This is a genomic window from Streptomyces sp. NPDC005931 (assembly GCF_042871235.1).
Classification (GTDB): Bacteria; Actinomycetota; Actinomycetes; order Streptomycetales; family Streptomycetaceae; genus Streptomyces.
Genome location: NZ_JBIAIG010000001.1, coordinates 182,959 through 207,262 on the forward strand (window position 1 = coordinate 182,959; position 24,304 = coordinate 207,262).

Annotated in this window: 21 protein-coding genes and 1 riboswitch; of the genes, 12 read left to right on the top strand and 9 right to left on the bottom strand. The window is 73.8% G+C overall.

Features of this window, described 5'->3' with window-relative positions; genetic code table 11:
• Window positions 1–128: 128 nt before the first annotated feature.
• Genes ACFYOV_RS00815 through ACFYOV_RS00825 form a run of 3 tightly spaced genes read left to right on the top strand, consistent with a single transcriptional unit; the run spans window position 129 to window position 4,917 of the window.
• Window positions 129–1,166, top strand: coding sequence for an AAA family ATPase (locus ACFYOV_RS00815; protein WP_389081068.1), 1,038 nt, complete (start codon window positions 129–131; stop codon window positions 1,164–1,166).
• Window positions 1,166–2,527, top strand: a complete 1,362-nt coding sequence (locus tag ACFYOV_RS00820) for a DUF58 domain-containing protein (protein WP_389081070.1) — start codon at window positions 1,166–1,168, stop codon at window positions 2,525–2,527. The genes ACFYOV_RS00815 and ACFYOV_RS00820 overlap by 1 nt, the downstream gene beginning before the upstream one ends.
• Window positions 2,527–4,917: a DUF3488 and DUF4129 domain-containing transglutaminase family protein gene (locus ACFYOV_RS00825; protein ID WP_389081073.1), complete on the top strand. Its 2,391-nt coding sequence runs from the start codon at window positions 2,527–2,529 to the stop codon at window positions 4,915–4,917. Before ACFYOV_RS00820 ends, ACFYOV_RS00825 begins: the two co-directional genes overlap by 1 nt.
• Window positions 4,918–5,250: 333 nt before the next feature.
• Here the strand turns inward: ACFYOV_RS00825 and ACFYOV_RS00830 are convergent, their stop codons facing one another.
• The 3 genes from ACFYOV_RS00830 to ACFYOV_RS00840 all read right to left on the bottom strand — a co-directional run bounded on the left by ACFYOV_RS00830 (window position 5,251) and on the right by ACFYOV_RS00840 (window position 7,515).
• A complete protein-coding gene (locus ACFYOV_RS00830; RefSeq protein ID WP_389081075.1) occupies window positions 5,251–5,655 on the bottom strand; it encodes a DUF3040 domain-containing protein in 405 nt (134 codons plus the stop codon).
• Window positions 5,656–5,945: 290 nt separating this feature from the next.
• Window positions 5,946–6,764 carry a methyltransferase gene (locus tag ACFYOV_RS00835; protein WP_389081078.1) on the bottom strand — a complete coding sequence of 273 codons (819 nt, stop codon included), beginning with the start codon at window positions 6,762–6,764 and terminating at the stop codon, window positions 5,946–5,948.
• A gap of 169 nt (window positions 6,765–6,933) precedes the next feature.
• On the bottom strand, window positions 6,934–7,515 hold the full coding sequence (locus tag ACFYOV_RS00840) for an SAV_6107 family HEPN domain-containing protein (protein ID WP_389081080.1): 582 nt from the start codon (window positions 7,513–7,515) through the stop codon (window positions 6,934–6,936).
• Between the two features lie 180 nt (window positions 7,516–7,695).
• On the opposite strand from ACFYOV_RS00840, the gene ACFYOV_RS00845 reads away from it, so the two are divergent.
• The 4 genes from ACFYOV_RS00845 to ACFYOV_RS00860 all read left to right on the top strand — a co-directional run bounded on the left by ACFYOV_RS00845 (window position 7,696) and on the right by ACFYOV_RS00860 (window position 13,309).
• Window positions 7,696–8,541 carry an ATP-binding cassette domain-containing protein gene (locus ACFYOV_RS00845; protein WP_389081083.1) on the top strand — a complete coding sequence of 282 codons (846 nt, stop codon included), beginning with the start codon at window positions 7,696–7,698 and terminating at the stop codon, window positions 8,539–8,541.
• Window positions 8,513–10,597 carry a YhgE/Pip family protein gene (locus tag ACFYOV_RS00850; protein WP_389081085.1) on the top strand — a complete coding sequence of 695 codons (2,085 nt, stop codon included), beginning with the start codon at window positions 8,513–8,515 and terminating at the stop codon, window positions 10,595–10,597. Before ACFYOV_RS00845 ends, ACFYOV_RS00850 begins: the two co-directional genes overlap by 29 nt.
• Window positions 10,598–10,632: 35 nt before the next feature.
• Window positions 10,633–11,262 carry a TetR/AcrR family transcriptional regulator gene (locus tag ACFYOV_RS00855; protein ID WP_389081087.1) on the top strand — a complete coding sequence of 210 codons (630 nt, stop codon included), beginning with the start codon at window positions 10,633–10,635 and terminating at the stop codon, window positions 11,260–11,262.
• Between the two features lie 529 nt (window positions 11,263–11,791).
• The gene (locus tag ACFYOV_RS00860) at window positions 11,792–13,309 is read left to right on the top strand and encodes a phytoene desaturase family protein (RefSeq protein WP_389081088.1); all 1,518 of its coding nucleotides are present in this window, start codon (window positions 11,792–11,794) and stop codon (window positions 13,307–13,309) included.
• A gap of 16 nt (window positions 13,310–13,325) precedes the next feature.
• On the opposite strand, the gene ACFYOV_RS00865 is transcribed toward ACFYOV_RS00860, so the two are convergent.
• From ACFYOV_RS00865 to ACFYOV_RS00885, 5 genes are all read right to left on the bottom strand, one after another.
• A complete protein-coding gene (locus ACFYOV_RS00865; protein ID WP_389081091.1) occupies window positions 13,326–14,264 on the bottom strand; it encodes a hypothetical protein in 939 nt (312 codons plus the stop codon).
• Between the two features lie 56 nt (window positions 14,265–14,320).
• On the bottom strand, window positions 14,321–15,244 hold the full coding sequence (metF, locus tag ACFYOV_RS00870; protein WP_389081093.1) for a methylenetetrahydrofolate reductase [NAD(P)H]: 924 nt from the start codon (window positions 15,242–15,244) through the stop codon (window positions 14,321–14,323).
• Between the two features lie 124 nt (window positions 15,245–15,368).
• On the bottom strand, window positions 15,369–16,028 hold the full coding sequence (thiE, locus tag ACFYOV_RS00875; protein ID WP_389081096.1) for a thiamine phosphate synthase: 660 nt from the start codon (window positions 16,026–16,028) through the stop codon (window positions 15,369–15,371).
• A 338-nt stretch (window positions 16,029–16,366) separates the two neighbouring features.
• Window positions 16,367–16,732, bottom strand: coding sequence for an Rv2175c family DNA-binding protein (locus ACFYOV_RS00880; RefSeq protein WP_389081098.1), 366 nt, complete (start codon window positions 16,730–16,732; stop codon window positions 16,367–16,369).
• Between the two features lie 98 nt (window positions 16,733–16,830).
• Window positions 16,831–18,072, bottom strand: coding sequence for an NAD(P)/FAD-dependent oxidoreductase (locus ACFYOV_RS00885; protein WP_389081101.1), 1,242 nt, complete (start codon window positions 18,070–18,072; stop codon window positions 16,831–16,833).
• A gap of 118 nt (window positions 18,073–18,190) precedes the next feature.
• Window positions 18,191–18,302: riboswitch (TPP riboswitch) on the top strand.
• Between ACFYOV_RS00885 and thiO the strand changes: the two genes are divergently transcribed.
• The 5 genes from thiO (at window position 18,300) to ACFYOV_RS00910 (ending at window position 23,624) form a co-directional block, all read left to right on the top strand.
• Window positions 18,300–19,466, top strand: coding sequence for a glycine oxidase ThiO (thiO, locus tag ACFYOV_RS00890; RefSeq protein ID WP_389081103.1), 1,167 nt, complete (start codon window positions 18,300–18,302; stop codon window positions 19,464–19,466). It overlaps the preceding riboswitch by 3 nt.
• Complete coding sequence (thiS, locus tag ACFYOV_RS00895; RefSeq protein ID WP_389081105.1) at window positions 19,463–19,675, top strand: sulfur carrier protein ThiS; 213 nt, start codon at window positions 19,463–19,465, stop codon at window positions 19,673–19,675. Before thiO ends, thiS begins: the two co-directional genes overlap by 4 nt.
• A 2-nt stretch (window positions 19,676–19,677) precedes the next feature.
• Entirely contained in the window at window positions 19,678–20,472 is a 795-nt protein-coding gene (locus ACFYOV_RS00900; protein WP_389081107.1) for a thiazole synthase, read from the top strand.
• A gap of 258 nt (window positions 20,473–20,730) precedes the next feature.
• Entirely contained in the window at window positions 20,731–22,698 is a 1,968-nt protein-coding gene (gene pknB / locus ACFYOV_RS00905) for a Stk1 family PASTA domain-containing Ser/Thr kinase (protein ID WP_389081109.1), read from the top strand.
• A gap of 47 nt (window positions 22,699–22,745) precedes the next feature.
• Window positions 22,746–23,624 (top strand): deoxyribonuclease IV, encoded by an 879-nt coding sequence (locus ACFYOV_RS00910; protein ID WP_389081111.1) that lies wholly within the window; start codon window positions 22,746–22,748, stop codon window positions 23,622–23,624.
• A gap of 24 nt (window positions 23,625–23,648) precedes the next feature.
• Here the strand turns inward: ACFYOV_RS00910 and ACFYOV_RS00915 are convergent, their stop codons facing one another.
• The gene (locus ACFYOV_RS00915; protein ID WP_389081114.1) at window positions 23,649–24,296 is read right to left on the bottom strand and encodes a sulfite oxidase-like oxidoreductase; all 648 of its coding nucleotides are present in this window, start codon (window positions 24,294–24,296) and stop codon (window positions 23,649–23,651) included.
• Between the last annotated feature and the right edge of the window lie 8 nt (window positions 24,297–24,304).

The window sequence follows — 24,304 nt, forward strand, 5'->3', positions numbered from 1 at the left end:
TGTCCCGCGCTTTTCCGCGTGGCATCCGTGATTCGGGGTGGGCCGGTTTCGCAGGCAAGGCATCGGCCCGGGAAATTTGGGGTCCCCTGCTCTTCCGTGGGCGTGGGGGAAAGGCCGAGGAGGGCCGGGTGACGACCTATGACGATCGAGCGAGCCTCACTGATCTGACCGCCGTGGTGGAGCGCGTGCGGGGTTCGGTGGAAGGCGTGATCGAGGGCAAGCCCGAGGTCGTACGGCTCTCGCTGACCGTGCTGCTGGCCGAGGGACACCTGCTCATCGAGGACGTCCCGGGTGTCGGCAAGACAATGCTGGCCAAGACGCTGGCCCGGTCCATCGACTGCTCGGTCCGGCGCATCCAGTTCACGCCGGACCTGCTGCCGTCGGACATCACCGGTGTGTCCATCTGGGACCAGCAGCGCCGCGACTTCGAGTTCAAGCCGGGCGCGATCTTCGCGCAGGTGGTGATCGGCGACGAGATCAACCGCGCGTCGCCCAAGACGCAGTCCGCGCTCCTGGAGTCCATGGAGGAGCGCCAGGTCACCATCGACGGCAAGACCTACGAGCTGCCCAGCCCGTTCATGGTGGTGGCGACGCAGAACCCGGTCGAGATGGAGGGGACCTACCCGCTGCCGGAGGCCCAGCGCGACCGTTTCATGGCCCGGGTCTCGGTCGGCTATCCCAGCGCGGAGGCCGAGCTGCAGATGCTGGACGTGCACGGCGGCGTCTCCCCCCTGGAGGACCTCCAGCCGGTGGCGCACGCGCACGAGATCGTGAAGCTGATCGAGGCGGTACGCGGCGTCCACGTCGCCGAGCCGGTGCGCCGGTACGCGGTGGAGCTCGTCGCCGCCACCCGCACCCACCCGGACCTCAGGCTCGGCGCCTCCCCGCGCGCCACGCTGCATCTGCTGCGCGCGGCCAAGGCGTCCGCCGCCCTGAGCGGCAGGGAGTACGCGCTGCCGGACGACGTACAGGCGCTCGCCGTGGCCGTGCTGGCCCACCGGCTGCTGCCCACCGCCCAGGCCCAGCTCAACCGGCGCACCGCTGAGCAGGTCGTCCACGAGATCCTCCAGCGCACGCCGGTGCCCGCGGCGGCCCCGCAGCAGTCCGCCTTCGGGGTGGGCCACGGCGGTCCGGCCTACGGCCAGCAGCCGCCGCGGAGGCTGTGATGACCACCGCGGGCTCGGTCCACGCGGAGGGCGACCGCGGCGACCGGAGCGGCCTGCGGACCGCGCTGGCCGGGCTCACGACCCGCGGGCGCTCCTTCCTGGCGGCCGGCATAGCGGCCGCGGTCTGCGCCTACGTGCTCGGGCAGAGCGACCTGCTGCGGGTCGGTCTGCTGCTGGCGGTGCTGCCCCTGGTGTGCGCGGCCGTGCTGTACCGCACCCGCTACCGGGTCGCGGGCAGCCGCCGCCTGTCGCCCGCACGGGTGCCCGCGGGCAGCGAGGCCCGGGTGCACCTGCGGATGGACAACGTCTCGCGGCTGCCCACGGGCCTGCTGATGCTCCAGGACCGGGTGCCCTACGTGCTCGGCCCGCGCCCGCGGTTCGTGCTGGACCGGGTCGAGGCGGGCGGACGCCGCGAGGTGTCCTACCGGGTCCGCTCCGACCTGCGCGGACGCTATCCGCTGGGCCCGCTCCAGCTGCGGCTGAGCGACCCGTTCGGGATGTGCGAGCTGACCCGGTCCTTCTCGACGTACGACACGCTGACGGTGATCCCGCGTGTGGAGCCGCTGCCGCCGGTGCGGCTGAGCGGCGAGGCGAAAGGATACGGCGACGGGCGGCAGCGTTCGCTGGCGCTGGCCGGCGAGGACGACGTGATCCCGCGCGGCTACCGCTACGGCGACGACCTGCGCCGGGTGCACTGGCGTTCCACCGCCCGCTACGGCGAGCTGATGGTGCGCCGGGAGGAACAGCCGCAGCGGGCCCGCTGCACGGTCTTGCTCGACACCCGCGCCGTCGGCTTCCGGGGCGCTGGCCCGGACTCGGCGTTCGAGTGGGCGGTGGCGGGGGCGGCCTCCGTGCTGGTGCACATGCTGGAGCGGGGCTTCTCCGTGCGGCTGCTGACCGACACGGGCAACTCGGTGCCGGGCGAGGGCTCCGACGGGTTCGCGGGCGCCAGCCAGGAGTCGGCCGACGCGGCCGGGCTGATGATGGACACCCTCGCCGTGGTCGACCACTCCGACGGGGCCGGCCTGTCCCGGGCGTACGACGTGCTGCGCGGGGGCAACGAGGGACTGCTGGTGGCCTTCCTCGGCGATCTGGACGAGGAGCAGGCCACGGTTCTCGCCCGGATGCGCCGACGCAGCGGGGGCGCGGTCGCCTTTCTGCTGGACAGCCGGACCTGGCTGCGGGAACCGTCCGGCGTGCCCGGTCCGTCGGAGACCGGCGGGGAGCGGCTGCGGATGCTGCGCGAGGCCGGCTGGACGGCAGTGAGCGTGCCCCGGGGTGCCTCCCTGGAACAGCTGTGGCGGCAGGCGGACCGGGAGCGCGCGGGCCTGACCGCGGCGAGCGGCGGGGAGGGACCCTGATGAGCGGGCGGATACGACTGACCCTCGGCGCGTGGGCGGCCACGCTGATGGCGGCGTGCGCCCTGCTGCCGCTGGTGGAGCCGGCCACGTGGTTCGTGCAGGCGGGGTTCCTGCTGGCGGTCCAGTCGGGCGCGGGCGCGCTGGCCCGGCGGGTGCCGGTGGCGCGTGCGCTGACGGTGCTGGCGCAGGCGCTCGTCTCGCTGGTCCTGCTGACCGTGGCGTTCGCACGGGAGCACGCCTTCGCGGGCCTGCTGCCCGGCCCCGAGGCGTTCCGTTTCCTCGCCGAGCTGCTCCGCCAGGGCGGTGACGACGTCAGCCGGTACGCGATCCCCGCGCCGCTGTCCGACGGCATCCGCCTGATGCTGGTCGGTGGCGTGCTGATCATCGGGCTGCTGGTGGACACCCTCGCGGTGACCTTCCGCAGCGCGGCTCCGGCCGGGCTTCCGCTGCTCGCGCTGTACTCGGTGGCCGCAGGGCTGTCCGACGGCGGCAGCGACTGGCTGTGGTTCGTCCTCGCGGCGGGCGGCTATCTGATGCTGCTGCTCGCCGAGGGGCGCGACCGGCTCTCCCAGTGGGGACGCGTCTTCGGCGGGGCGCCGCGCACGGGGAGCGGGGAGCCGACCGGGGCGACGGCCCCGGTGCGCACAGGCCGGCGGATCGGCGTGGTGGCACTGGGCATCGCCCTGGTGGTGCCGCTCGGCCTGCCCACCATGGACGGCGGCCTGCTGGACCCCGCCGGCACGGGTGTCGGCACGGGCACCGGCGGGGGCGGCACCATCTCCGCGGTGAACCCGCTGGTGTCGCTGCGCGACAGTCTGAACGTGGACGAGGACCGCCAGGTCATGTCGGTGCGCACGGAGATGAAGGACACCTCGGACCTGTATCTGCGGATCGTGTCCCTGGACGACTTCGACGGCACCACCTGGAAACCGTCCAAGCGGTCCATCACCACGGTGCCCGACGGCCGCTTCCCGACCCCGACGGGCCTCGGCCCCGACGTCGGGCGCACGGAGGTGGGCACCACGATCTCGACCGCCGACTGGTACGGCCAGGACTGGCTGCCGATGCCGTATCCGCCGAGCGGGGTGCGGATCAAGGGCAACTGGCGCTACGAACCGGTCGGCATGACCCTGGTCGGGGACCACGGGCAGAACACCCGCGGTCTGACGTACGAGGTGCGCAGCCTCGTCGTGCAGCCCACGGCGGAGCAGCTGGCCGCCGCGCCGGCACCGCCTGCACCGCTCGAGCGCGAATACACCGAGCTGCCCGACTCCCTGCCCGAGGTGGTCGCCCGGACCGCCCGCGAGGTCACCGAGGGCGAGACCAGCGACTACGACCGGGCGGTCAAGCTTCAGGAGTACTTCGCCGTGACCGGCGGCTTCGAGTACGACACCCAGGTGCAGGTGGGCAGCGGCTCGCAGGGCATAGCCCGCTTCCTGCGGGACAAGCAGGGCTTCTGCGTGCACTTCTCCTTCGCGATGGCCTCGATGGCCCGCTCGCTCGGCATCCCGGCCCGGGTGGCGGTCGGCTTCGCGCCCGGGACGCCCCAGGGGGACGGCACCGTCTCGGTGGGGCTGCGGGACGCACACGCCTGGCCCGAGCTGTACTTCGAGGGCATCGGCTGGACCCGCTTCGAGCCGACCCCGACCCGCGGCTCGATGCCGTCGTACACCCGGCCGGACACCTCCGGCAGCACGCTGCCGGACCCGGCCCGGCCGTCGCAGTCCGCGTCCTCGGCACCCTCCGCCGCCCCCTCGGCGAGCGAGGGCTGCACCGTGGAGCAGAAGAAGCTGGACGGCGGCTGTGCGAGCGAGGCACCGGCGGTCGCCCTGCCCACGGACGGTGACGGGCCGAAGTGGTACGCGCTGCTGGCGTGGGCGCTGGCCGGGCTCGCCGTGCTGGTGCTGCCGCTGGCGCCGATGCTGTGGCGGACGCGGACCCGGGCGGTGCGGCTGGGGGCGCACGGCCGCTCGGAGGCGGACGCGGCGGCGCACACCCTGGCCGTCTGGGACGAGCTGACGGACACGGCGTGGGACTTCGGCATCTCGCCCGACGAGTCGCTGACCCCCCGCGGGGCGGCCGCCCGGATCGTGCGCCTGGGCCGTCTCGACCCGGAGGCCGCGGACTGCGTGCACCGGGTGGCGGACGCGGTGGAGCAGGTGCTCTACGCACCGCGTCCGCGCCCGGCGGCGGGTCTGGCGGAGGACGTACGCCGTGTCCTCGCCGCGCTGCGGTCCACGGTCGGCCGGGGCACGCGCCTGCGGGCGCTGTTCGCCCCGCGCTCCACGGTCCGGGTGGTGTGGACGGCGTCGGCCTGGTGGTCCGGGGTCCGGGAGCGGGCCCTCGCGCTGCGGCCGACGTGGCGCAGGCCGTCCCGGCAGCAGGGCTGAGCCCGGCCGGGACCGGCGGAGGGACGAGCGGAACAGGGGCGGGACGGCTCGGGCCGTCCCGCCCCTGCGCTGGGTTCCCCTCTGTTCCGCCCGTCCGCGCGGTCCCCTCGCTCGGGGGCATGCGTCGGTCTCGTCAGGCGCGGGGACATGCATCGGCCACGCGGGGACAGGCGTCGGGCTCGTGGACGATGCTGCGTCGGGCTCGTAGACACGCGTCAGGCTCGTCGACGATGCTGCGTCCGGCTCGTGGACACGCGTCAGGGGGTGACCACCGCGCGGGTGGTCACCCCCTGCACCACGTCTTGATCCGTCCGCGCCGGGCGGCGCGGGGCGCTAGTGGCCGCCCTGTTCGTCGCGGCGGCGCTGCCAGCGCTCCTCGATACGGTCCATCATCGAGCGGCGCTGCCTGCCCTGGCGACCGGCCTGCGGGGCGCCCGGGGCACCGGCCGCCTGCGGCTCGCCGGGCTTGGGCGCCTTGCGCCAGCCGGTCACCGCGAGAACCGCGCAGCCCAGCATGACGAGGAAACCCACGACACTGAGCCAGACCTGCTGGGCGACCATACCGGCCATGAGGAGCGCAATGCCTGCGAGGAAGCCCGCGACTGCCTGGTAGACCCGCCGCCGGGTGTACGTACGCAGCCCGCTTCCCTCGAGCGCCGACGCGAACTTGGGATCTTCGGCGTACAGCGCTCGCTCCATCTGCTCGAGCATGCGCTGCTCGTGCTCCGAGAGCGGCACGGAGTCCTCCTCATCGTGCAGTCGCCGGGGCGACCCGGGGGTCCCTTCAGGATAGGCAGGGAATCGCCCCCGTGAAACCCGCCCCTCTGCGCCAATTGGCCAACCGGAACCCGCCAAGGACGTCCCGGCTCGCTGAGGCTTCTCATTCCCCGGCGACCGGTCCGCCATGCCGGACGGTCTCCCTCGATCATACGGGGCCCGACCGCCATTCGGGGGGCCTGTGGCGCACTCCATGCCCCGGCTCGAGCGCTGTGGCGCGGCGCTGATCAGCACCGCGCCGCAGGAGGCGCTCAGGTCCCTTGGGCCCCGGCGGCCTCTCCCAGCACGTGGAGCTGGGTGGCCACGGAGTGGAAGGCGGCGAGTTCGGCCGCGGCGGCCTCGAGCCTCAGCAGCGCGTCGAGGGCTCCCGGCTCGGTGTCGACGAGGACGCCGGGGACGAGGTCGGCGAAGACGCGCACGCCGTGGACGGCGCCGACCCTGAGGCCCGCGGCCTCGACGAGTCCGGTGAGCTGCTCGGCGGTGAAACGGCGCGGCACGGGGTCACCCGTGCCCCATCGGCCGTTCGGGTCCTCGAGCGCCTGCCGGGCCTCGGTGAAGTGCCCGGCGAGGGCGCGGGCGAGCACGGCACCGCCGAGACCGGCGGCGAGCAGGCTGAGGACGCCCTCGGGGCGCAGCGCGGCGACCGTGTTGCGGACGCCCTCGGCCGGGTCGTCGACGTACTCCAGGACGCCGTGGCACAGCACGACGTCGTAGCCGCCGCGCTCGGCCACGTCGAACAGGCCGTGGGCGTCGCCCTGGAGGCCCTGGACGCGGTCGGCGACGCCGGCCTCGGCGGCGCGGCGCTCCAGGGCGAACAGCGCGTTGGGGCTGGGGTCGACGACGGTGACCCTGTGACCGAGGCGGGCGAGGGGCACGGCGAAGTTGCCGCTGCCGCCTCCGGTGTCGAGGACGTCCAGCGCCTGCCGTCCCGTCGCCTTGACGCGGCGCTCCAGGGCTTCCCGGAGGACCTCCCACACCACGGCGGTGCGCAGGGCGGCACGGGGCCGGGTGGGGTCGGAGCGCAGCGACGTGTGGTGGTGGGAGACGGGCGGGCGCATCGGGTCCGACACGGCAGTTGACTCCTAGGCGCGGCACCGCCTCGGCACGGCGGAGCGATCGGGCTGACTCCCCGGCCCGGGCTGCCGGACCGGAAAAGACTTCATGCACCCTCCACCCTATTGCCTGCCCGGCCCGGCCCGGCCACCTGCCTGCGGCAGTCCCGCCCTGTCACGGCGCCGCTCAGCCCGCGTCCGGCATGCCACCGCCCGGGCCGGCGCTCCCACCGGGGCCGCCGCCCCGGGGGCCGTCGGCGTCGGGGCGCGGCTGGGGCAGGACGGGCTGGAGCACCAGCATGCGCTCGACCAGGCGCAGGAACATCGCCACGTCCCGTATCAGGTCGTCGGCGTCCCGGCCGCTCGCCGCGCCCCGGATGCCCGCCTCGGCCCGGGCGCGGCGGCGGGCCCCGGAGGCGAACAGCGCGCTCCACTCGGTGAGCTCCGGCGCGATCTCGGGGAGCACTTCCCATGCACTCCTGATCCGGGCCCGGGCCCGGGGCGAGGTCTCCGGCCGGCCGCGGGCGGCGAGCACGGCCGCGGCCGTGCGCAGGGCGGCCAGGTGGGCGGTCGCGTAGCGCTCGTTGGGCGTCTCGAGGGCGGCGGCCTCGTCGAGTCCGGCACGCGCCTGGGCGAGCAGGTCGAGGGCGGCGGGCGGGGCCGCGGCGCGGCGCAGTACGGGGTGGACGTCGCTCGCCGGACCGGTCAGTGAGGGGGCAGGGCCGGCTGCGCGGCGCCGGCGCGCGGCGGCTGCGGACGAGTTGGCCATGACGAACCTCCTGTCGTCTTCGTGACGGCACGCCCTGCTCCTAAGTGCCGTATGTGCCCATCGTGCGGTATGCCACTGACAATCCGTTCTGACCTGCAGTTTTGCTTCGAGCGAGCGTTCAGGCTAGTTTTTGCACTGACCAGTCAGTTCAAAAAGTAGTGGGTTCAAGGACCCAGGGGAATGGGGGACGTTGTGGAGGGTCCGAACGGACTCGTCGTCACGGCCCGGAACTTCGGCCTCAAGGGACCGCGGGGGTGGGCGTTCCGCGGGATCGGCTTCGACGCGGATCCCGGCGCGCTGGTCGCGGTCCGGGGACCGTCCGGATCGGGCCGCACCTGCCTGCTGCTCGCGCTCACCGGCCGGATGAGAGCGACGGAGGGCTCGGCCGAGGTGGGCGGGCTCCCGCTGCCCAAGCGGATGGCCGCGCTGCGCCGGATCAGCGCGCTCGCCCATGTCGCCGGCCTCACCGATCTCGACCCGGCCCTGACCGTGGGCGAGCACCTGCACGAGCGCGCGCTGCTGCAGCGACGCTTCGGCGACTCCCTGCGCGCCCTGCTGCGGCCGCGGGGCGAGCACGGCACCGAGGAACGGCTGCGCATCGGCGCCGCGCTGCGCGACGCCGGACTCGACCTGGCGACCCTGCCCAAGGGCCCGAGGACGGCCGTACGGGATCTGGAGCGGGCGGAGTCGCTGCGGCTGTCGATCGCGCTGGCCCTGCTCGCGCGGCCCCGGCTGCTCGGCGTGGACGACACCGACCTGAAGCTGTCCTCCGCCGAGCGGGCCGAGGTCTGGGACCTGCTGCGGTCCCTGGCCGGGAACGGCGTCACCGTGGTGGCCGTGTGCAGCGAGGCTCCCGAGGGCGCGGTGGTCGTGGACACCACCGCGGCCCAGGACACCGCGGAGCCGTCCGCCGCCCGGGGCACCGCGGAGCCGTCCGCGGACGAGGCCACCGGCACCACGGAGCACTCCCCCGACGACGAGACGAAGGAGGCGGCCGATGCGCTCGCCGAGACTGGCCGCTCTTGAACTCCGCCGCTTCGGCCGGGGCAAGCTGCCCCGCGCCGCCCTGGTCGCACTGCTGGTGCTGCCCCTGCTGTACGGCGCGCTGTACCTGTGGTCGTTCTGGGACCCGTACGGCCGTCTGGACCGCATCCCCGTGGCACTCGTGAACGACGACAAGGGGGCGACCGCCGACGGCAGGCGAATCACCGCAGGTGACGACATCACCCGGAACCTGCGCGGGAGCGACACCTTCGAGTGGCACGAAGTCGACGCCGCCGAGGCCCGGCGGGGCGTGGAGGACGGCAGGTACTACCTGTCGCTGACCATGCCCGCCGACTTCAGCAGCCGCATCGCCTCGAGCTCCGGCGACTCGCCGGAGACCGGAGCGCTCCAGGTGCGGACCAACGACGCCAACAACTACATCGTCGGGCAGATCTCCCACACCGTCTTCGGCGAGGTGCGCCGGGCCGCTTCCACGAAGACGTCGCGCTCCTTCCTGGACCGGATCTTCGTGTCCTTCTCCGACATCCACGGCGAGACCGTCAAGGCCGCCGAGGGCGCCGACAAGCTCAACGGCGGCATCGACAAGGCGGAGAAGGGCTCCAAGGACCTGGCCGACCGCCTGAAGGACGCCGAGACCGGCAGCGGAAAGCTGGCCGGCGGCCTGAGGAAGCTCCACAAGGGCGCGGGCAGCCTCGAGGACGGCTCCAAGAGGGTCGCGGACGGGACCAGGACGCTCGCCGACAAGGTGAACGCGGTCGACGCGCGTGTGGGCCCCTTCCTGCGGGACAACGAGAAGAGCATCGGTGAGACGGCCCGCTTCGTCGCCGACTCGGCCGGCGGGCTCCGCGACGGCCTCGACGACCTGCTGGAGCGCGCCCCGGCCGCCGCGAAGGACGCCCGCGCGGCGTCCGAGACCCTGGACGAGGTGCACCGGACGCGCTGCGAGGAGGCCGCCCCGCCCGACGCCGCCTGCGCCGACCTGGTCAGGGCCAGGGACGCGGCGGCGAAGGCGGCGACGGTGGCCGGTGACGTCGACACCCTGGTCGCCGACCGCAGGGCCGAGCTGAAGAAGCTCGACGGACACCTCGGCACTCTGGAGAAGCAGGCCCGCACGCTCGCCGACCGGGCCCCGCATCTCTCCAAGGACCTCGACGACGCCGTCACCCGGATCAACAAGCTGAACGAGGGTGCGGGCAAGGTCGCCGCCGGGATGAAAAAGCTCCACAAGGAACTCGGCACGGCCAAGTCCGGGGCCACCGACCTCGACAAGGGCATCGGCAGGATCCGGGCCGGCGCGGAGGACCTCAGCGGCGGCATCTACAAGCTCGTCGACGGCTCCGCCGACCTGGCCGGCGGCCTGCACGACGGCGCCGAGCAGATCCCCGACTACGACAAGCGGGACCGCGACCGGCGCTCCGAGGTGATGGCGGACCCCGTCCAGCTCGTCTCCCGGGACCTGCACAAGGCACCCAACTACGGCACCGGCTTCGCCCCGTACTTCATCCCGCTGTCGCTGTGGGTGGGCGCGATGGTGGCGTACATGCTGATCGCGCCGATGAACCGGCGCGCGCTGGCCGCGGGCGCCTCGGCCTGGCGGATCGCGCTGGCGGGCTGGCTGCCGGTGGTGGCGATCGGGGTGCTCCAGACGGTGGCCCTGATGGCGGTGCTGCACTGGGCGGTCGGGCTGCAGATGGCGCGGGCCGCCGGGACGGTCGGCTTCCTGTTCCTGGTCACGGCGTGCTTCGCGGCGATCGTGCAGTGGCTGAACGCGCGCTTCGGAGCGGCCGGCCGGATCCTCGTCCTGGCGCTGCTGATGCTCCAGCTGACCTCGGCGGGCGGCACGTACCCCGTGCAGACGAGCCCCGGCTTCTTCAACGCGCTGCACCCCTTCCTGCCGATGAGCTACGTGGTCGACGCGCTCAGGCGGCTGATCACGGGTGGTGGGCTGGGACCGGTGTGGGAGGCGTGCGCGGTGCTGACGGCGTTCACCGCCGGCGCCCTCGCGCTGACTGCGCTGTCGGCCCGCCGCCGGCAGGTGTGGACGCTGGACCGGCTGCACCCGGAGCTGAGCCTGTGACCGGGCGGGACCGCCTTCCTGTGAGAATCGGGGCCATGGAAAGCAGCAGCGCCACGTCGGGCGGCAGCGCCCGCCGCGAGGCCACCCGGCAGAAGCTCTACGAGGCGGCCGTCATCCTCATCGCCGAGCAGGGCTTCTCCGCCACCACCGTGGACGAGATCGCCGAGCGGGCAGGAGTCGCGAAGGGCACCGTCTACTACAACTTCGCGAGCAAGTCGGTCCTCTTCGAGGAACTGCTGCGGCACGGGGTGGGACTCCTGACCGCCTCGCTGCGGGAGGCGGCCGAGACGACGGCCGAGGAGGGCGGCAGCAAGGTCGACGCCCTGGACGCGATGATCCGCGCGGGGCTGGTCTTCATCGACCGCTACCCGGCCTTCACCCAGCTGTACGTGGCCGAACTGTGGCGCACCAACCGGGCCTGGCAGTCCACCCTGATGGTGGTCCGCCAGCAGGCCGTGGCGGTGGTCGAGGGCGTGCTGCGCGAGGGAGTGGAGAACGGCGAGCTCGCCGAGGAGATCGACGTCCCGCTGACCGCGGCGGCGCTGGTCGGCATGGTGCTGGTGGCCGCGCTGGACTGGAAGTCCTTCCAGCCGGAGCGCTCCCTGGACGACGTGCACGCGGCCCTGTCCCGGCTGCTCCAGGGACGGGTGAGCGGGGGCCGCTGAGCACCGGTCCGGCACATGTGAAGGCGCCGGTCCGACGGTGGCCGCGTCCCCCGCGGGCCACCGAAGGTCCGGCGCCTTCCTTGCTCCCCCCGTTCTCCCCCGTTCTCCCCCGTTCTCCCCCGTTGTTCCCCCGTTGTTCCCCCGTACGTCCCCCCGTCGGACCCCCGTGCGGTCGTCCCCCGGGTCTTCCCCGTGCCTCGCTCCCGCCGACGAGGCCGGCGGAAGGAGCGGATCGCGGGCCCGGCCCGTTCCGGCGCCCCGTGTCGCCGGTACCGGGGCCGTGCCCCCTCTCCGTGGTCTCCACTCTCTCGTTCACGCAGGTCGCGCCCCATCCGCGCGGGTACTCAACTCAGCTGCTAGGTACGGATACTCAGTCCTGCGCACCCGCCCCCACGAGGCCGTGCCGCCCCCTGGTCACCCCGGCGTCCGCGCCGGTACTCGGGGTGGCCCGCGGGTGGGGACGCGGAGGCGGCCTGCCGGTCGGGGACTCGGAGGCGGCCTGCCGGTGGCGGCGGATAAAGTCCCTGGCATGGCACGGATTGCGGTGATCGGCGCCGGGATGGGCGCGATGGCGGCCGCGGCCCGGCTGGCCGTCGCGGGCCACCGGGTGGCGGTGTACGAGCGGGCGGAGACGTACGGCGGTGCGCTGCGCCGCCTGGAGCGGGACGGGTTCTCCTTCGACACCGGACCCGGACTGCTCCCCGTACCCGCCGTGTACCGCGATCTCTTCGTGAAGACCGGCAGGGAACCGCTGGAGGCGTGCGTCGAGCTGGTCCAGGTCGACCCGTCGTCCCACCACGTGTTCGCGGACGGCACGCACGTGTCGCTGCCCGACGCCTCCCGCGCGGGCGTCGTCGCCGCCCTCGACGAGGCGCTCGGACCGGCCGTGGGCAAACGCTGGGGCGACTTCCTGGTGCGGGCCCGGGAGGCCTGGGACCGCACGCGCCGCCCGCTGCTCGAGGAGCCGCTGTGGCCGAACTGGCAGGTGCTCGCCGAGCGCGAGCCCTACCCGGCGGTCCCCCACAGGAAGCTGCTGCGCACGCGCGTCGCGGGCACGCTCGCCGAGGTCGGCGCGTGGGAGCTGCGCGATCCCCGGCTGATCGCCCTCCTGGAGGGCCAGGCGCTCGGGTACGGCCTGGACCCGCGCGTCACCCCCGCGAGCGCGGCCGTGCTGCCATTCATGGAGCACGCGTTCGGCACCTGGTACGTCCGCGGCGGTCTGCGGGAGCTGGCCCGCGCGGTGTACGAGCGGTGCCTGGCGCGCCGGGTGGAGTTCCACTTCGGTGCCGAGGTCGCGGGGCTGGTGGAGAAGGACGGCCGGACGGCGGGGCTGGAGCTGGCCGGCGGCCCGGTGGTCGAGGCGGATCTGGTGGTCGCCGGGGTGTCATCCGGCGTGCTGGACCGGCTGTGCGCGGGGACGCCGCTGCGGGGCGAGGGCCAGGTCCCGGCGCAGCGCCCGGTGGCGAGCCGGCTCACGGTGCTGCTGGCGCTGCGCGGCGGGCGTCCCGAGGGGACACCGCACCGGACGGTCGTGCACACGCCGGACCGGGAGGCCGAGCTGGACGCGCTGTTCGGCTCCCCGGCGGGCCTGCCCGCGCGCCCCACGGTCACGGTCCTGCGCCCGGACGATCCCGCGCTGGTCCCCGACCGCGGTCATGAGGCGGTGACGGTCACCGCGGTGGTGCCCGCCCAGCCGGCGGGCGGGAAGCAGACCGGCCGGGATCTCCTCGACCGGCACGCGGAGAACCTGATCACCGCCGCCGGACGCGCGGTACCCGGGCTGCGCGACCGGCTGCTGTGGCACGAGGTGCGCACCCCGGCCGACATCGCGCGGGAGACGGGCGCGGAGGGGGGAGCGGTGCCGGCGCCTGCGCTGGCGGCGGCGGACGGACGGCTGCTGCACCCGCCGAACGCCACCCGTGTCCCGGGGCTGTTCACGGTCGGCGGCTGGTCCCACCCCGGCGGCGGCCTGCCGCACGCCGGGATGTCGGGAGCCCTGGTGACGGGCCTGATCGTGGAGGGACCGGACTTCCGCGGGTCGCAGTGACGCCGCGCCGGCCGCCTCAGAAGCGGTACTGCTCGTCGTAGCCGGTGCCGGGCTGCTGGGCGTTGCCCTGGTACGGGTAGGGCTGCTCCGGGGGCAGCGCGCCGCCGTAGGGGTCGTCGGTGCTGCGCTGCTGCGGGACCCACAGCCCGCCGGGCGGGATCTCGCCGCCGTAGGTGCCGCCGTACTGGCCCTGGCCGTAGCCCTGCTGGCCGTACTGCTGCGGGTCGGCGTAGCCGGTGTCGTAGGAGCCGCCGCCGTAGGACTGGGTGCCGATGTACGGGTCCGAGTAGGCGGCGTACTGCTGCTGGCCCGTGGTGTCGTAGCCCTGCTGCTGTCCGTACCCGGAGTAGTCGTAGGCGTAGCCCTGGTCGGCGCCCTGGGCGGCGGCCGCGTACTGGTCCTGGGCCGGGGCGGCGTATCCGTCGCCGTAGACGCCGTAGGTGCCGGTGTCGTCGGGCACGGGCTGCGGCTCGTAGACGGCGCTGGTCTCGGCGGCCGTCGGCTGGCCGGAGCGCGCGGGCGTGAACACGTCGTCACGGTCGTGGTCGTCGTCCGCCGCGTAGGCGGCGCGGTCACGGCCCCGGCCGGCTTCGTCGCCGTAGTCGCCGTAGTCGCCGTCGGACGCCTCGAGGCCGGAGACCTCCAGGGTCGGCTCCTGGCGTCCGCGGTCACCGCGGCGGCCCTTGGCGGCGGACAGCATCGGGGCGTTCACGGCCCAGCCGGCCGCGAAGCCGCGGCGGAACGACAGGGTGACGTAGGTCTGCCCGACGGCGAAGGCGGCGGCGCCCAGTCCGATCACCACGACGGACGGGATCAGCACACCGACCACGACGCCGAGGAAGCCGACGAACGCGAGCAGCCGCCAGCGCAGGCGCGCCTTGTACTGCAGCAGCACCTCACCCAGCAGCCACAGCGCGACGATGCCGAACGCGATGTAGAGGACCGTCCAGCCCATGTACGCCCCTCTCCCAGTGGCCGCTACGCAGTGTGTCGTACGTCGGTGCGACCGGTCTAGGCCCGCGGCGGGTGGTGCAGGCCCAGGTTCTCGTAGATTTCCAGCGTCGCCGTGGAGTTGTTGAGCGTGATGAAGTGCAGTCCGGGCACTCCCTCGGCCAGCAGCCGTGCGCAGAACTCCGTGGCGAAGTCGATGCCAATGGAGCGTACCGCCGCCGGATCGTCCTTCGCTGCGAGGATCCGCTCTTTCAGGGCGTCCGGGAACGTGGCGTTACTGAGCTTCGGCAATCTTTCCAGCATCTTCACGCTGGTCACGGGGATGACCTCGGGAATGACGGGGGTCGCGCAGCCGGCCGCGTCGACTCGGTCACGCAGGCGCAGATAGGACTCGGGCTGGAAGAACATCTGCGTGATCGCGTAGTCCGCGCCCGCCCGGCACTTGTCGACGAAGTGGGCGACGTCGGTGTCCCAGTGGTCCGACCGCGGGTGCATCTCCGGGAAGGCGGCGACGCCCACGCAGAAGTCACCCGCCTCCTTGATGAGCCGGACCAGTTCCGCGGCGTAGGTCAGGCCCTGGGGGTGCGGGACCCACTCGCCCATGGGGTCGCCGGGCGGGTCGCCGCGCACGGCGAGCATGTTGCGGATCCCGGCGTCGGCGTACTGGCCGATGATGTTGCGCAGTTCGGCGATCGAGTGGTTGACCGCGGTGAGGTGGGCGACCGGGGTGAGGGTGGTGTCGGCGACGATCTGCTGCGTCTCCTTGACCGTGCCCGCGCGGGTGGAACCACCGGCCCCGTACGTCACGGACACGAAGTCCGGGGCCACCGCCTCGACCCTGCGCAGGGCGCTCCACAGGTTCCGCTCGCCCTTGGGGGTCTTCGGCGCCGAGAACTCGAAGGAGTAGGTCGTCTTGCCGGCGGCGAGGATGTCACGCACGGTGCGGGCGCGATCAGTCCTGGTGGATGCGGTTCCGAGGGCCATACGGGCAGGTTAGTCAGGGGTCGGCGGTCCCCCAACCAATGGGGGGAGATTTGACCGAATTGCCGACTTGTTGTCCACCCCTTGGACAAACCCGAGACGGAAGGGGGCGCAGGGGCGTGCGCCGCTATGCCTGCCGGAGCCGCTTCGCGAACTCCGCCGCGGCGGCACCGGGGTCGTCCGCCTCGGTGATGGCCCGTACGACGACGATCCGGCGGGCTCCCGCCTCCAGCACCTCGTCGAGGTTGCCCAGGTCGATGCCGCCGATGGCGAACCAGGGCCGCTCGGTGCCGAGGGCGGCGGTGTGACGGACCAGGTCGAGGCCGGGGGCGTGGCGGCCGGGCTTGGTGGGGGTGGGCCAGCACGGGCCGGTGCAGAAGTAGTCGACACCTTCCTGGACCGCCGCAGCCTCGGCCTCCTGGACGGCGTGCGTGGACCGGCCGATCAGGACGTCGTCGCCGAGGACGGCGCGGGCGGCGGGGACCGGGAGGTCGCCCTGGCCGAGGTGGAGGACATCGGCGGCGGCGGCGTGGGCGACGTCCGCCCGGTCGTTGACCGCGAGCAGCTTGCCGTGCCGGGCGCACGCCTCGGCGAGGACCGCCAGGTGCTCCAGCTCCTCGGCGGCCTCCATGCCCTTGTCCCGCAACTGCACGATGTCGACCCCGCCGGCCAGGACCGCGTCCAGGAACTCCGCGAGGTCGCCCTGCCGCTTGCGGGCGTCGGTGCACAGGTAGACCCGGGCGTCGGCGAGCCGGGCCCGTGCGGTGACGGCTGCGGTGTCGGACATGCGAGTGGTCCCCCGGTGTCGATGTCGGTGTCGGTTCGGTGTCGTTCGAGCGCTGTGCGGGCCCCGTGGGCGCTTCGGACCCTATGCCGCCGCCGGACGGACCGCGACCCGCGCCCCCACGAACCGCGACCCACCCCCTCACGGCCCGGGACCCGCCCCGGCGGACCTGCCCCCGAGCACACGGGGGCCGGGCCGGCACGGACCGCACCGGGACCGCGGCCCGGGTGGTCGTGGCCCTGGGTGCTCGCGGCCCGGGTGCGAAGGGTATGGCGGGTCCGGCGCCGTGGAACGCGGCGCCGGTACCCCGTTGTCGTGCCCGTGGTCGATCCGCTGCCGGCTCAGACCGCGAGCGCCTGGGCGCGGCGTTTCACCTCCGTGCCGCGGTTCTCACTGAGCGCCTGCGCGGGCGTGCCCGGCAGGGTGGGGTCGGGGGTGAAGAGCCATTCCAGCATCTCCTCGACCGTGAAGCCGTCGTCCCGCAGCAGCGTCAGGGTGCCGGAGAGCCCCTTGACCACCTTGTCCCCGTCGATGAAGGCGGCGGGGACGTGCAGTGCGCGGTTCTCACCCCGGCGCACGGCGATGAGCTGGCCCTCCTTGACCAGCTGCCGCACACGCGTCACCTCGACGCCGAGCATCTCGGCGATGTCGGGGAGGGTGAGCCATTCGGGGACGAGAGCATCGATCCTTGCGTCAATCTCGGTCACGGGACAAGCCTGCCATCTGCCACCGACAGCCGGAAGCCGACCCCGCCCACCTGGGCGGACGGGTCACCCGGAACCACCCTTCACCGCGCCCCGCGGGCTCACGCCGTCGCCTTCTTCAATGGCCTCGCCGGGTCCGTGAGGAGGTCCGCGTCCATCGCCGTGCCCGCCTCGATCAGCCGCCTCCCCTGGGCCAGGTCCCGCGGCCGGCCCACCGCCAGCAGCGCAACCAGCCGGGCGTCCCTGAGCCAGCAGACCGTCCACGCCGGTCCCGAGGGGTCCCCGCGCCACAGGGTGCGGTCGGCGTGCGCGTGGTGCCCGGCGTACTGGACGAAGCGCCCGAACTGTTCGGACCAGAAGTAGGGCACCGGGTCGTAGACCGCCGGCGCCTCGCCGGTGGCCGCCGCCAAGATGTTCGCGGCGACCGTGCGAGGCCCCTGGAGGGCGTTGTCCCAGTGGTGGACCAGCAGGCGCTCGCCGTAGCGCCCGGACGGGAAGGAGGCGCAGTCGCCGACCGCGTACACGTCCGGTACCGAGGCCCTCAGATGGCGGTCGGCGACGACCTCGCCGTGCGCGCCGAGCTCGATCCCGGAGCCGGCCAGCCGGCCCGTGGCGGGCCGGGCGCCGATACCGACCACGACCGCGCCGGCCGGCAGCCGTGAACCGTCCTCCAGCAGCACCGCGCCGGGCTCGACGCGCTCCACGCGCGCGTGCGTGCGCAGGTCCACACCGGCGTCGGCGTACCAGGCGGCCATGGGCGCGGCCACCTCCGCGGGCAGCGCCTCGGGCAGCGGCCGGGCGGCGGCCTCCACGACGGTGACCGCGCAGCCCGCCTCACGCGCCGCGGTGGCGAACTCCGCGCCGATCCAGCCCGCGCCGACGACCACGACGTCGTGCCGTCGTGCCAGCACCGGCCGCAGCCGCTCCGCGTCGTCCAGGGTGCGCAGCAGGTGCACCCCGGGGACCCCCTCCGCGCCAGGCAGCCGTACCGGTTCGGCGCCCGTCGCGACGACCAGCACGTCGTAGGGCACGGGACCGTCGGCCGTGTCCAGCTCGTGGTCCGCGGGGCGCAGACCGAGCACCTCGCGGCCGAGCCGCAGGTCGATGCCGAGCGCCTCGAAGTCGACGTCGAAGGCCGAGTCCTCCGCCTTGCCGAGCAGCAGCGCCTTGGACAACGGGGGCCGGTCGTAGGGCTGGTGGGGTTCCGCGCCGATCAGGGTCACGCTGCCGGTGAAGCCCTGTTCGCGCAGGGCCACCGCGGTCTGGACGCCGGCCATGCCCGCGCCCGCGACGATCACCCGCCGCGGCTCGGGCGGTTCCCGGTCCTGCGTCTGCTCGCTCACCCGATCACCATAGACACCGGGGATTTCCCCGTCAGTCCCCCCGTGCGGTCCGTCGAGCGCTCGAGCCGCACGGGGCTCCCTTACCGGAGCGTCGGTCCGAGGGCTAGGGTGGCCACCGTAAAGCACTCGCGGGAGCCCGGACGCACCGGGCTGAGAGGGAGGCTGGCGGCCTCCGACCGTACGAACCTGATCCGGGTCATGCCGGCGAAGGGAGGGGCTGGACGCCCATGTCGCCCACGGGTACCTCAGACGTCCTCGTCGTCGGGGGCGGAATCATCGGTCTGGTCACGGCCTGGCGGGCCGCGCAGCGCGGTCTCGCCACGACGGTGGTGGACCCCGAGCCGGGCGGCGGCGCCGCCCAGGTGGCCGCCGGGATGCTGGCCGCCGTGACGGAACTGCACTACGGCGAGCAGACCCTGCTCGGCCTCAACCTGGCCTCGGCCGAGCGTTATCCGGAGTTCGCGGCCGAACTCGCCGAGGCCGCGGGCCAGGACCTCGGCTACCGCCGCTGCGGCACACTCGCCGTCGCTCTGGACGCCGACGACCGTGCCCACCTGCGTGAACTCCACGCGTTCCAGCAGCAGTCGGGGCTGGAAGCGCAATGGCTCTCGGGGCGCGAGTGCCGGCGTCTGGAGCCGATGCTCGCACCGGGCGTGCGCGGCGGGCTGCGGGTCGACGGCGACCACCAGATCGACCCGCGCCGGCTGGCGGCCGCGCTCGTGACCGCCTGCGAGCGCGCGGGCGTGGTCCTCGTGCGGGCGTGGGCCGAGCGGCTGACCGTCACGGGCGACCGGGCGACGGGCGTCGTCACCGCCGACGGGACCGCGCTGCACGCCGGGCAGGTGGTGCTCGCCGGGGGCAGCCTCAGCGGGCGGCTCGCCGGGGTTCCGGACGGCGTGCTGCCGCCCGTGCGGCCGGTGAAGGGACAGGTGGTGCGGCTGACGATGCCGGACCACCGGCCGCCGTTCCTCGGCCGCATCGTGCGCGCGATCGTGCGCGGCAGCCATGTCTACCTGGTGCCGCGCGAGAACGGCGAGCTGGTGATCGGGGCGACCAGCGAGGAACAGGGCTGGGACACCACGGTGACCGCGGGTGGCGTGTACGAACTGCTGCGCGACGCACACGAGTTGGTGCCCGGGATCACCGAACTTCCGCTGGTCGGGACGCAGGCCGGGCTGCGCCCCGGCTCCCCCGACAACGCGCCGCTGCTCGGCCGCAGCGCGCTGGACGGACTGCTGCTGGCCACCGGGCACTTCCGCAACGGCGTACTGCTCACACCGGTCACCGGGGACGCGTTGGCCGAGGTCCTCACGACAGGTGAACTACCGGAAGTGGCACGGCCGTTCACACCGGAGCGGCTGCCCGCTCCGGCCCTCACCGAGATGCCCGCATGAGCGGCACGGTCACCGTCTCGGTCAACGGGGAGCCGCGCCGGGTGGCCGCCGGCACGGCGCTCGACGCACTGGTCGGCACGCTCACCCGGGCGCCGTCGGGGGTCGCCGCCGCCCTCAACGAAACCGTCGTGCCGCGTGCGCAGTGGCCCACCACCCCCCTGTCGGACGGGGACCGGGTGGAAGTCCTGACCGCCGTCCAAGGAGGCTGACCATGGCCGACGATCCGTTCGTCCTCGGTGGTACGACGTACACGTCCCGCCTGATCATGGGCACCGGAGGGGCGCCCAGCCTCGACGTGCTGGAGCGGGCGCTGGTGGCGTCCGGTACGGAGCTGACGACCGTCGCGATGCGGCGGGTGGACCCGTCGGTGCACGGCTCGGTGCTGTCGGTGCTGGAGCGGCTGGGCATCCGGGTGCTGCCGAACACGGCGGGTTGTTACACCGCCGGCGAGGCGGTGCTGACCGCGCGGCTGGCGCGGGAGGCGCTGGGCACCGACGTGGTCAAGCTGGAGGTCATCGCCGACGAGCGCACGCTGCTGCCGGACCCGGTGGAACTGCTGGACGCTGCGGAGACGCTGGTCGACGACGGGTTCACGGTGCTGCCCTACACCAACGACGACCCGGTGCTGGCGCGGAAGCTGGAGGACGTCGGCTGCGCGGCGATCATGCCGCTGGGGTCGCCGATCGGGTCCGGGCTGGGGATCCGCAACCCGCACAACTTCCAGCTGATCGTGGAGCGCGCGTCCGTGCCGGTGATTCTGGACGCCGGGGCCGGGACGGCGTCGGACGCGGCGCTGGCGATGGAGCTGGGGTGCGCGGGGGTGATGCTGGCGTCGGCGGTGACGCGGGCTCAGGACCCGGTGCTGATGGCCCACGCGATGCGGCACGCGGTGGAAGCGGGGAGGTCGGCCCGGCTGGCGGGGAGGATTCCGCGGAGGTACTTCGCGCAGGCGTCGTCTCCCGCGGAGGGCATGGCCGTGCTGGATCCGGAGCGGCCCGCGTTCTGATCGGCGTCGCGGTGTCCGCGGTGGCCCCTCCACCGCGCGGCATCCGTTCCGGCCGGCCGAGCAGCGGACGTCTCTCCGCGGACGCCTTCCGCACGGGACTGCCGCGGACGTCTCCCGCGGGCGTCGTCCGCCGTCGGCGCCCGCGGATTCACCCACCCGGGCCGCCTGCGTGGGAAGCGTCACAGGTCGGCTGCAGTCGCGCTGCGATCGTGGGAGAACGGGGTGGGTGCCTGAGTGACGGCTCGTAGACTCACCTGCGTGGACACGACCCTTCAGGACCCTCTGGTCGGGCAGGTGCTCGACGGCCGGTACCGCGTCGACGCGCGGATCGCGGTCGGCGGGATGGCCACGGTCTACCGGGCCGTGGACACCCGCCTGGACCGCGTGCTCGCGCTCAAGGTGATGCACCCGACGCTCGCCGCCGACGCCTCGTTCGTCGAACGGTTCATCCGCGAGGCGAAGTCGGTGGCGCGGCTGGCGCACCCGAACGTCGTGCAGGTCTTCGACCAGGGCACCGACGGGCCGTACGTCTACCTGGCGATGGAGTACATAGCCGGCTGCACCCTGCGCGACGTGCTGCGCGAGCGCGGGGCGCTGCAGCCGCGGGCCGTCCTGGACATCGTGGAGCCGGTCCTGGCCGCGCTCGGCGCCGCGCACCGGGCCGGTTTCGTGCACCGGGACATGAAGCCCGAGAACGTGCTGATAGGGGACGACGGCCGGGTCAAGGTCGCCGACTTCGGCCTGGTGCGCGCCGTGGACACGGTGACGAACACCACCGGCACGGTGCTCGGCACGGTGTCGTACCTGGCGCCGGAGCAGATCGAGAGCGGCACCGCCGACCCCCGGGTGGACGTGTACGCGTGCGGCATCCTGCTGTACGAGATGCTGACCGGCGAGAAGCCGCACGAGGGGGACTCCCCCGCGACCGTGCTCTACAAGCATCTGCACGAGGACGTGCCGCCCCCGTCGGCCACCGTGCCGGGGATGGCCTACGAGCTGGACGAGCTGGTGGCCTCGGCGACCGCGCGCAACCCGGAGCTGCGTCCGCACGACGCGGTGGCGCTGCTCGGGCAGGTCCGCGCGGCGCGTGGCGGGCTCACCGGGGAGCAGCTGGACGCGGTGCCGCCGCAGGCGCTGTCCCGGCCCGACCACCACGACAACGGGGAGGACCGCACGAGCGTCATCCCGCGGGCGCTGACCACTCCCGCTCCCGGCCTCGCCCACGCGGGAGGATCCCCCTCCCGCCCGCTGCCCGGGAACGAGGACGGCGCGGCGGCCGACCCCTTGCACCGCACCAGCCGCCTCCAGGCCCCGCCCCCGCCGCCCCGGCGCCGCGCGGCGCTGCCGCGGGGCCCCATGGCGATCGTCGCGGCCGTGCTGCTGGTCCTCGGGGTCGGCACGGGCCTGTGGTACATCAACTCCGGCCAGTTCACCAAGGTCCCGCCGCTGCTGGCGAAGACCGAGCGGGAGGCCAGGGACCGGCTGGCGGACGCCGGGCTGGACGTCGGCGAGGTCGAGGAGGCGTACAGCGACACGGTCGAGCGGGGCACGGTGATCAGCACCGATCCCGCCGTGGGCGCCCGCATCCGCAGCAACGACGCGGTGTCGCTCACCGTCTCCAAGGGCCCGCAGACCGTGCGGGTGCCCGACCTCGACGGCTATCCGCTGGACAAGGCGCGGTCCGTGCTGAAGGACGAGGGCCTGGAGCCCGGCATGGTCACCCGCGAATTCAGTGAGGACGTGCCCCGGGGCTCCGTGGTCTCCACCGAGCCGGGCAAGGGCACCAAGGTCCGCGCGGACTCGGCGGTGGCACTCACCGTGAGCAAGGGCCGCCCGGTCGACGTGCCCGATGTGTCCGGCGACGACCCGGCGGACGCCCGCGCGGAGCTGGAGGAGGCCGGCCTGGAGGTGCGGATCGCCACCGAGCGGGTCCACTCCGAGCACGACGCGGGAAAGGTGGCCCGGCAGTCGCCGGAGGGCGGCCGGGGGGCCGCCGAGGGCGACACCGTGACGCTGACGCTCTCCAAGGGGCCGGAGATGGTCGAGGTCCCGGACGTGACCGGCGACAGCGTCGGCGAGGCCCGGGACAGGCTGGAGGGTGCCGGGTTCCGGGTCAAGGAGGACAGGGGTCTGTTCGGTCTGTTCGGCGACACCGTCGAGGGCCAGTCCGTCGACGGTGGCGACACCGCGCCCAAGGGTTCGACGATCACCATCGAGATCGGCTGACGGGCGGACCGTACCGGGCACTCCCGCGGGCATGACACCCTGAACGGGTGAAGAGTCCCCTGTCCGGCCCCTCCCGCAACCCCGTCGGCAGTCACGTCCCGGTGGCCGGCGGTCTGCACTCCGTCGGCCTGTCCTACGCCCGCGACCTGGGGGCGGAGACCCTCCAGGTCTTCGTCGCCAACCCGCGCGGCTGGGCCACACCGGTCGGCAGTCCCCGGCAGGACGAGGCGTTCCGCGCGGCCTGCGCGGCCGAGTCGCTCCCGGCGTACGTGCACGCCCCGTATCTGATCAACTTCGGGTCCCACACCGAGGCGACCGTCGAGCGGTCGGTGGAGTCGCTGCGGCACTCGCTGCGGCGCGGACGGGAGATCGGCGCGCTGGGCGTGGTGGTGCACACCGGGAGCGCGACCGGCGGGCGGGACCGGTCGGTGGCGCTGAAGCAGGTGCGGGAGTACCTGCTTCCGCTGCTCGACGAGCTCACCCACGACGACGACCCGTTCCTGTTGCTGGAGCCGACCGCCGGGCAGGGGGCCTCGCTGTGCTCGCGGACCTGGGACCTCGGGCCGTACTTCGAGGCGCTGGACGCGCATCCGAGGCTGGGGGTCTGCCTGGACACCTGCCACGTCTTCGCAGCGGGGCACGACCTGACCGGTCCGGACGGGATGCACCGGACGCTCGACCTGCTGGTGGACACCGTCGGCGAGGGGCGGCTGAAACTGATCCACGCCAACGACTCCCTCGACGTGGTCGGCGCGCACAAGGACCGGCACGCCAACATCGGCGCCGGCCACATCGGTGAGGATCCGTTCCGGGCGCTGATGACGCACCCGGCGACCGAGGGCGTGCCGCTGATCATCGAGACGCCCGGCGGGAAGCAGGGGCACGCGGCGGACGTGGAGCGGCTGAAGAAGCTGCGGGACGCCTGACGCGCGCCGGGCCGTCCTCCGGGGTCAGAGCTCGGGGCCCTCGCCGGGCTCCTCCTGGTAGGAATAGCGCTGCTCCTTCCAGGGGTCGCCGACGTTGTGGTAGCCGCGCTCCTCCCAGAAGCCCCGCCGGTCGGTGGTCATGTACTCGACGCCGCGGACCCATTTGGGTCCCTTCCAGGCGTACAGATGGGGGACGATCAGCCGCAGCGGGAAGCCGTGCTCGGCGGTGAGCAGTTCTCCGTCCTTGTGGGTGGCGAAGAGGGTGCGCTCGGAGGCGAAGTCGGCGAGCCGCAGGTTGGAGCTGAACCCGTACTCCGCCCACACCATCACATGGGTGACCTCGGGCGCGGGCGGGGCGAGGTCGAGGATGGTGCGGGCCGGGATCCCGCCCCATTCCGCGCCGACCATGCTGAACTTCGTGACGCAGTGCAGATCGGCCACGACGGTGGTGTACGGCAGGGCGGTGAACTGCTCGTGGCTCCAGCAGTGCTTCCCGCCGTCGGCGGTGGCGCCGAAGACCCGGAACTCCCAGCGCTCCGGCCGGAACTTGGGAACGGGGCCGTAGTGCGTCACCGGCCAGCCGCGTTGCAGTCGCTGCCCCGGCGGAAGCTCGATTCCTGCCACTCCCTCTGAATCGCGCGCTCCCGATTCGCGTTCCGCCGGCTGACCCATGTCTCCAT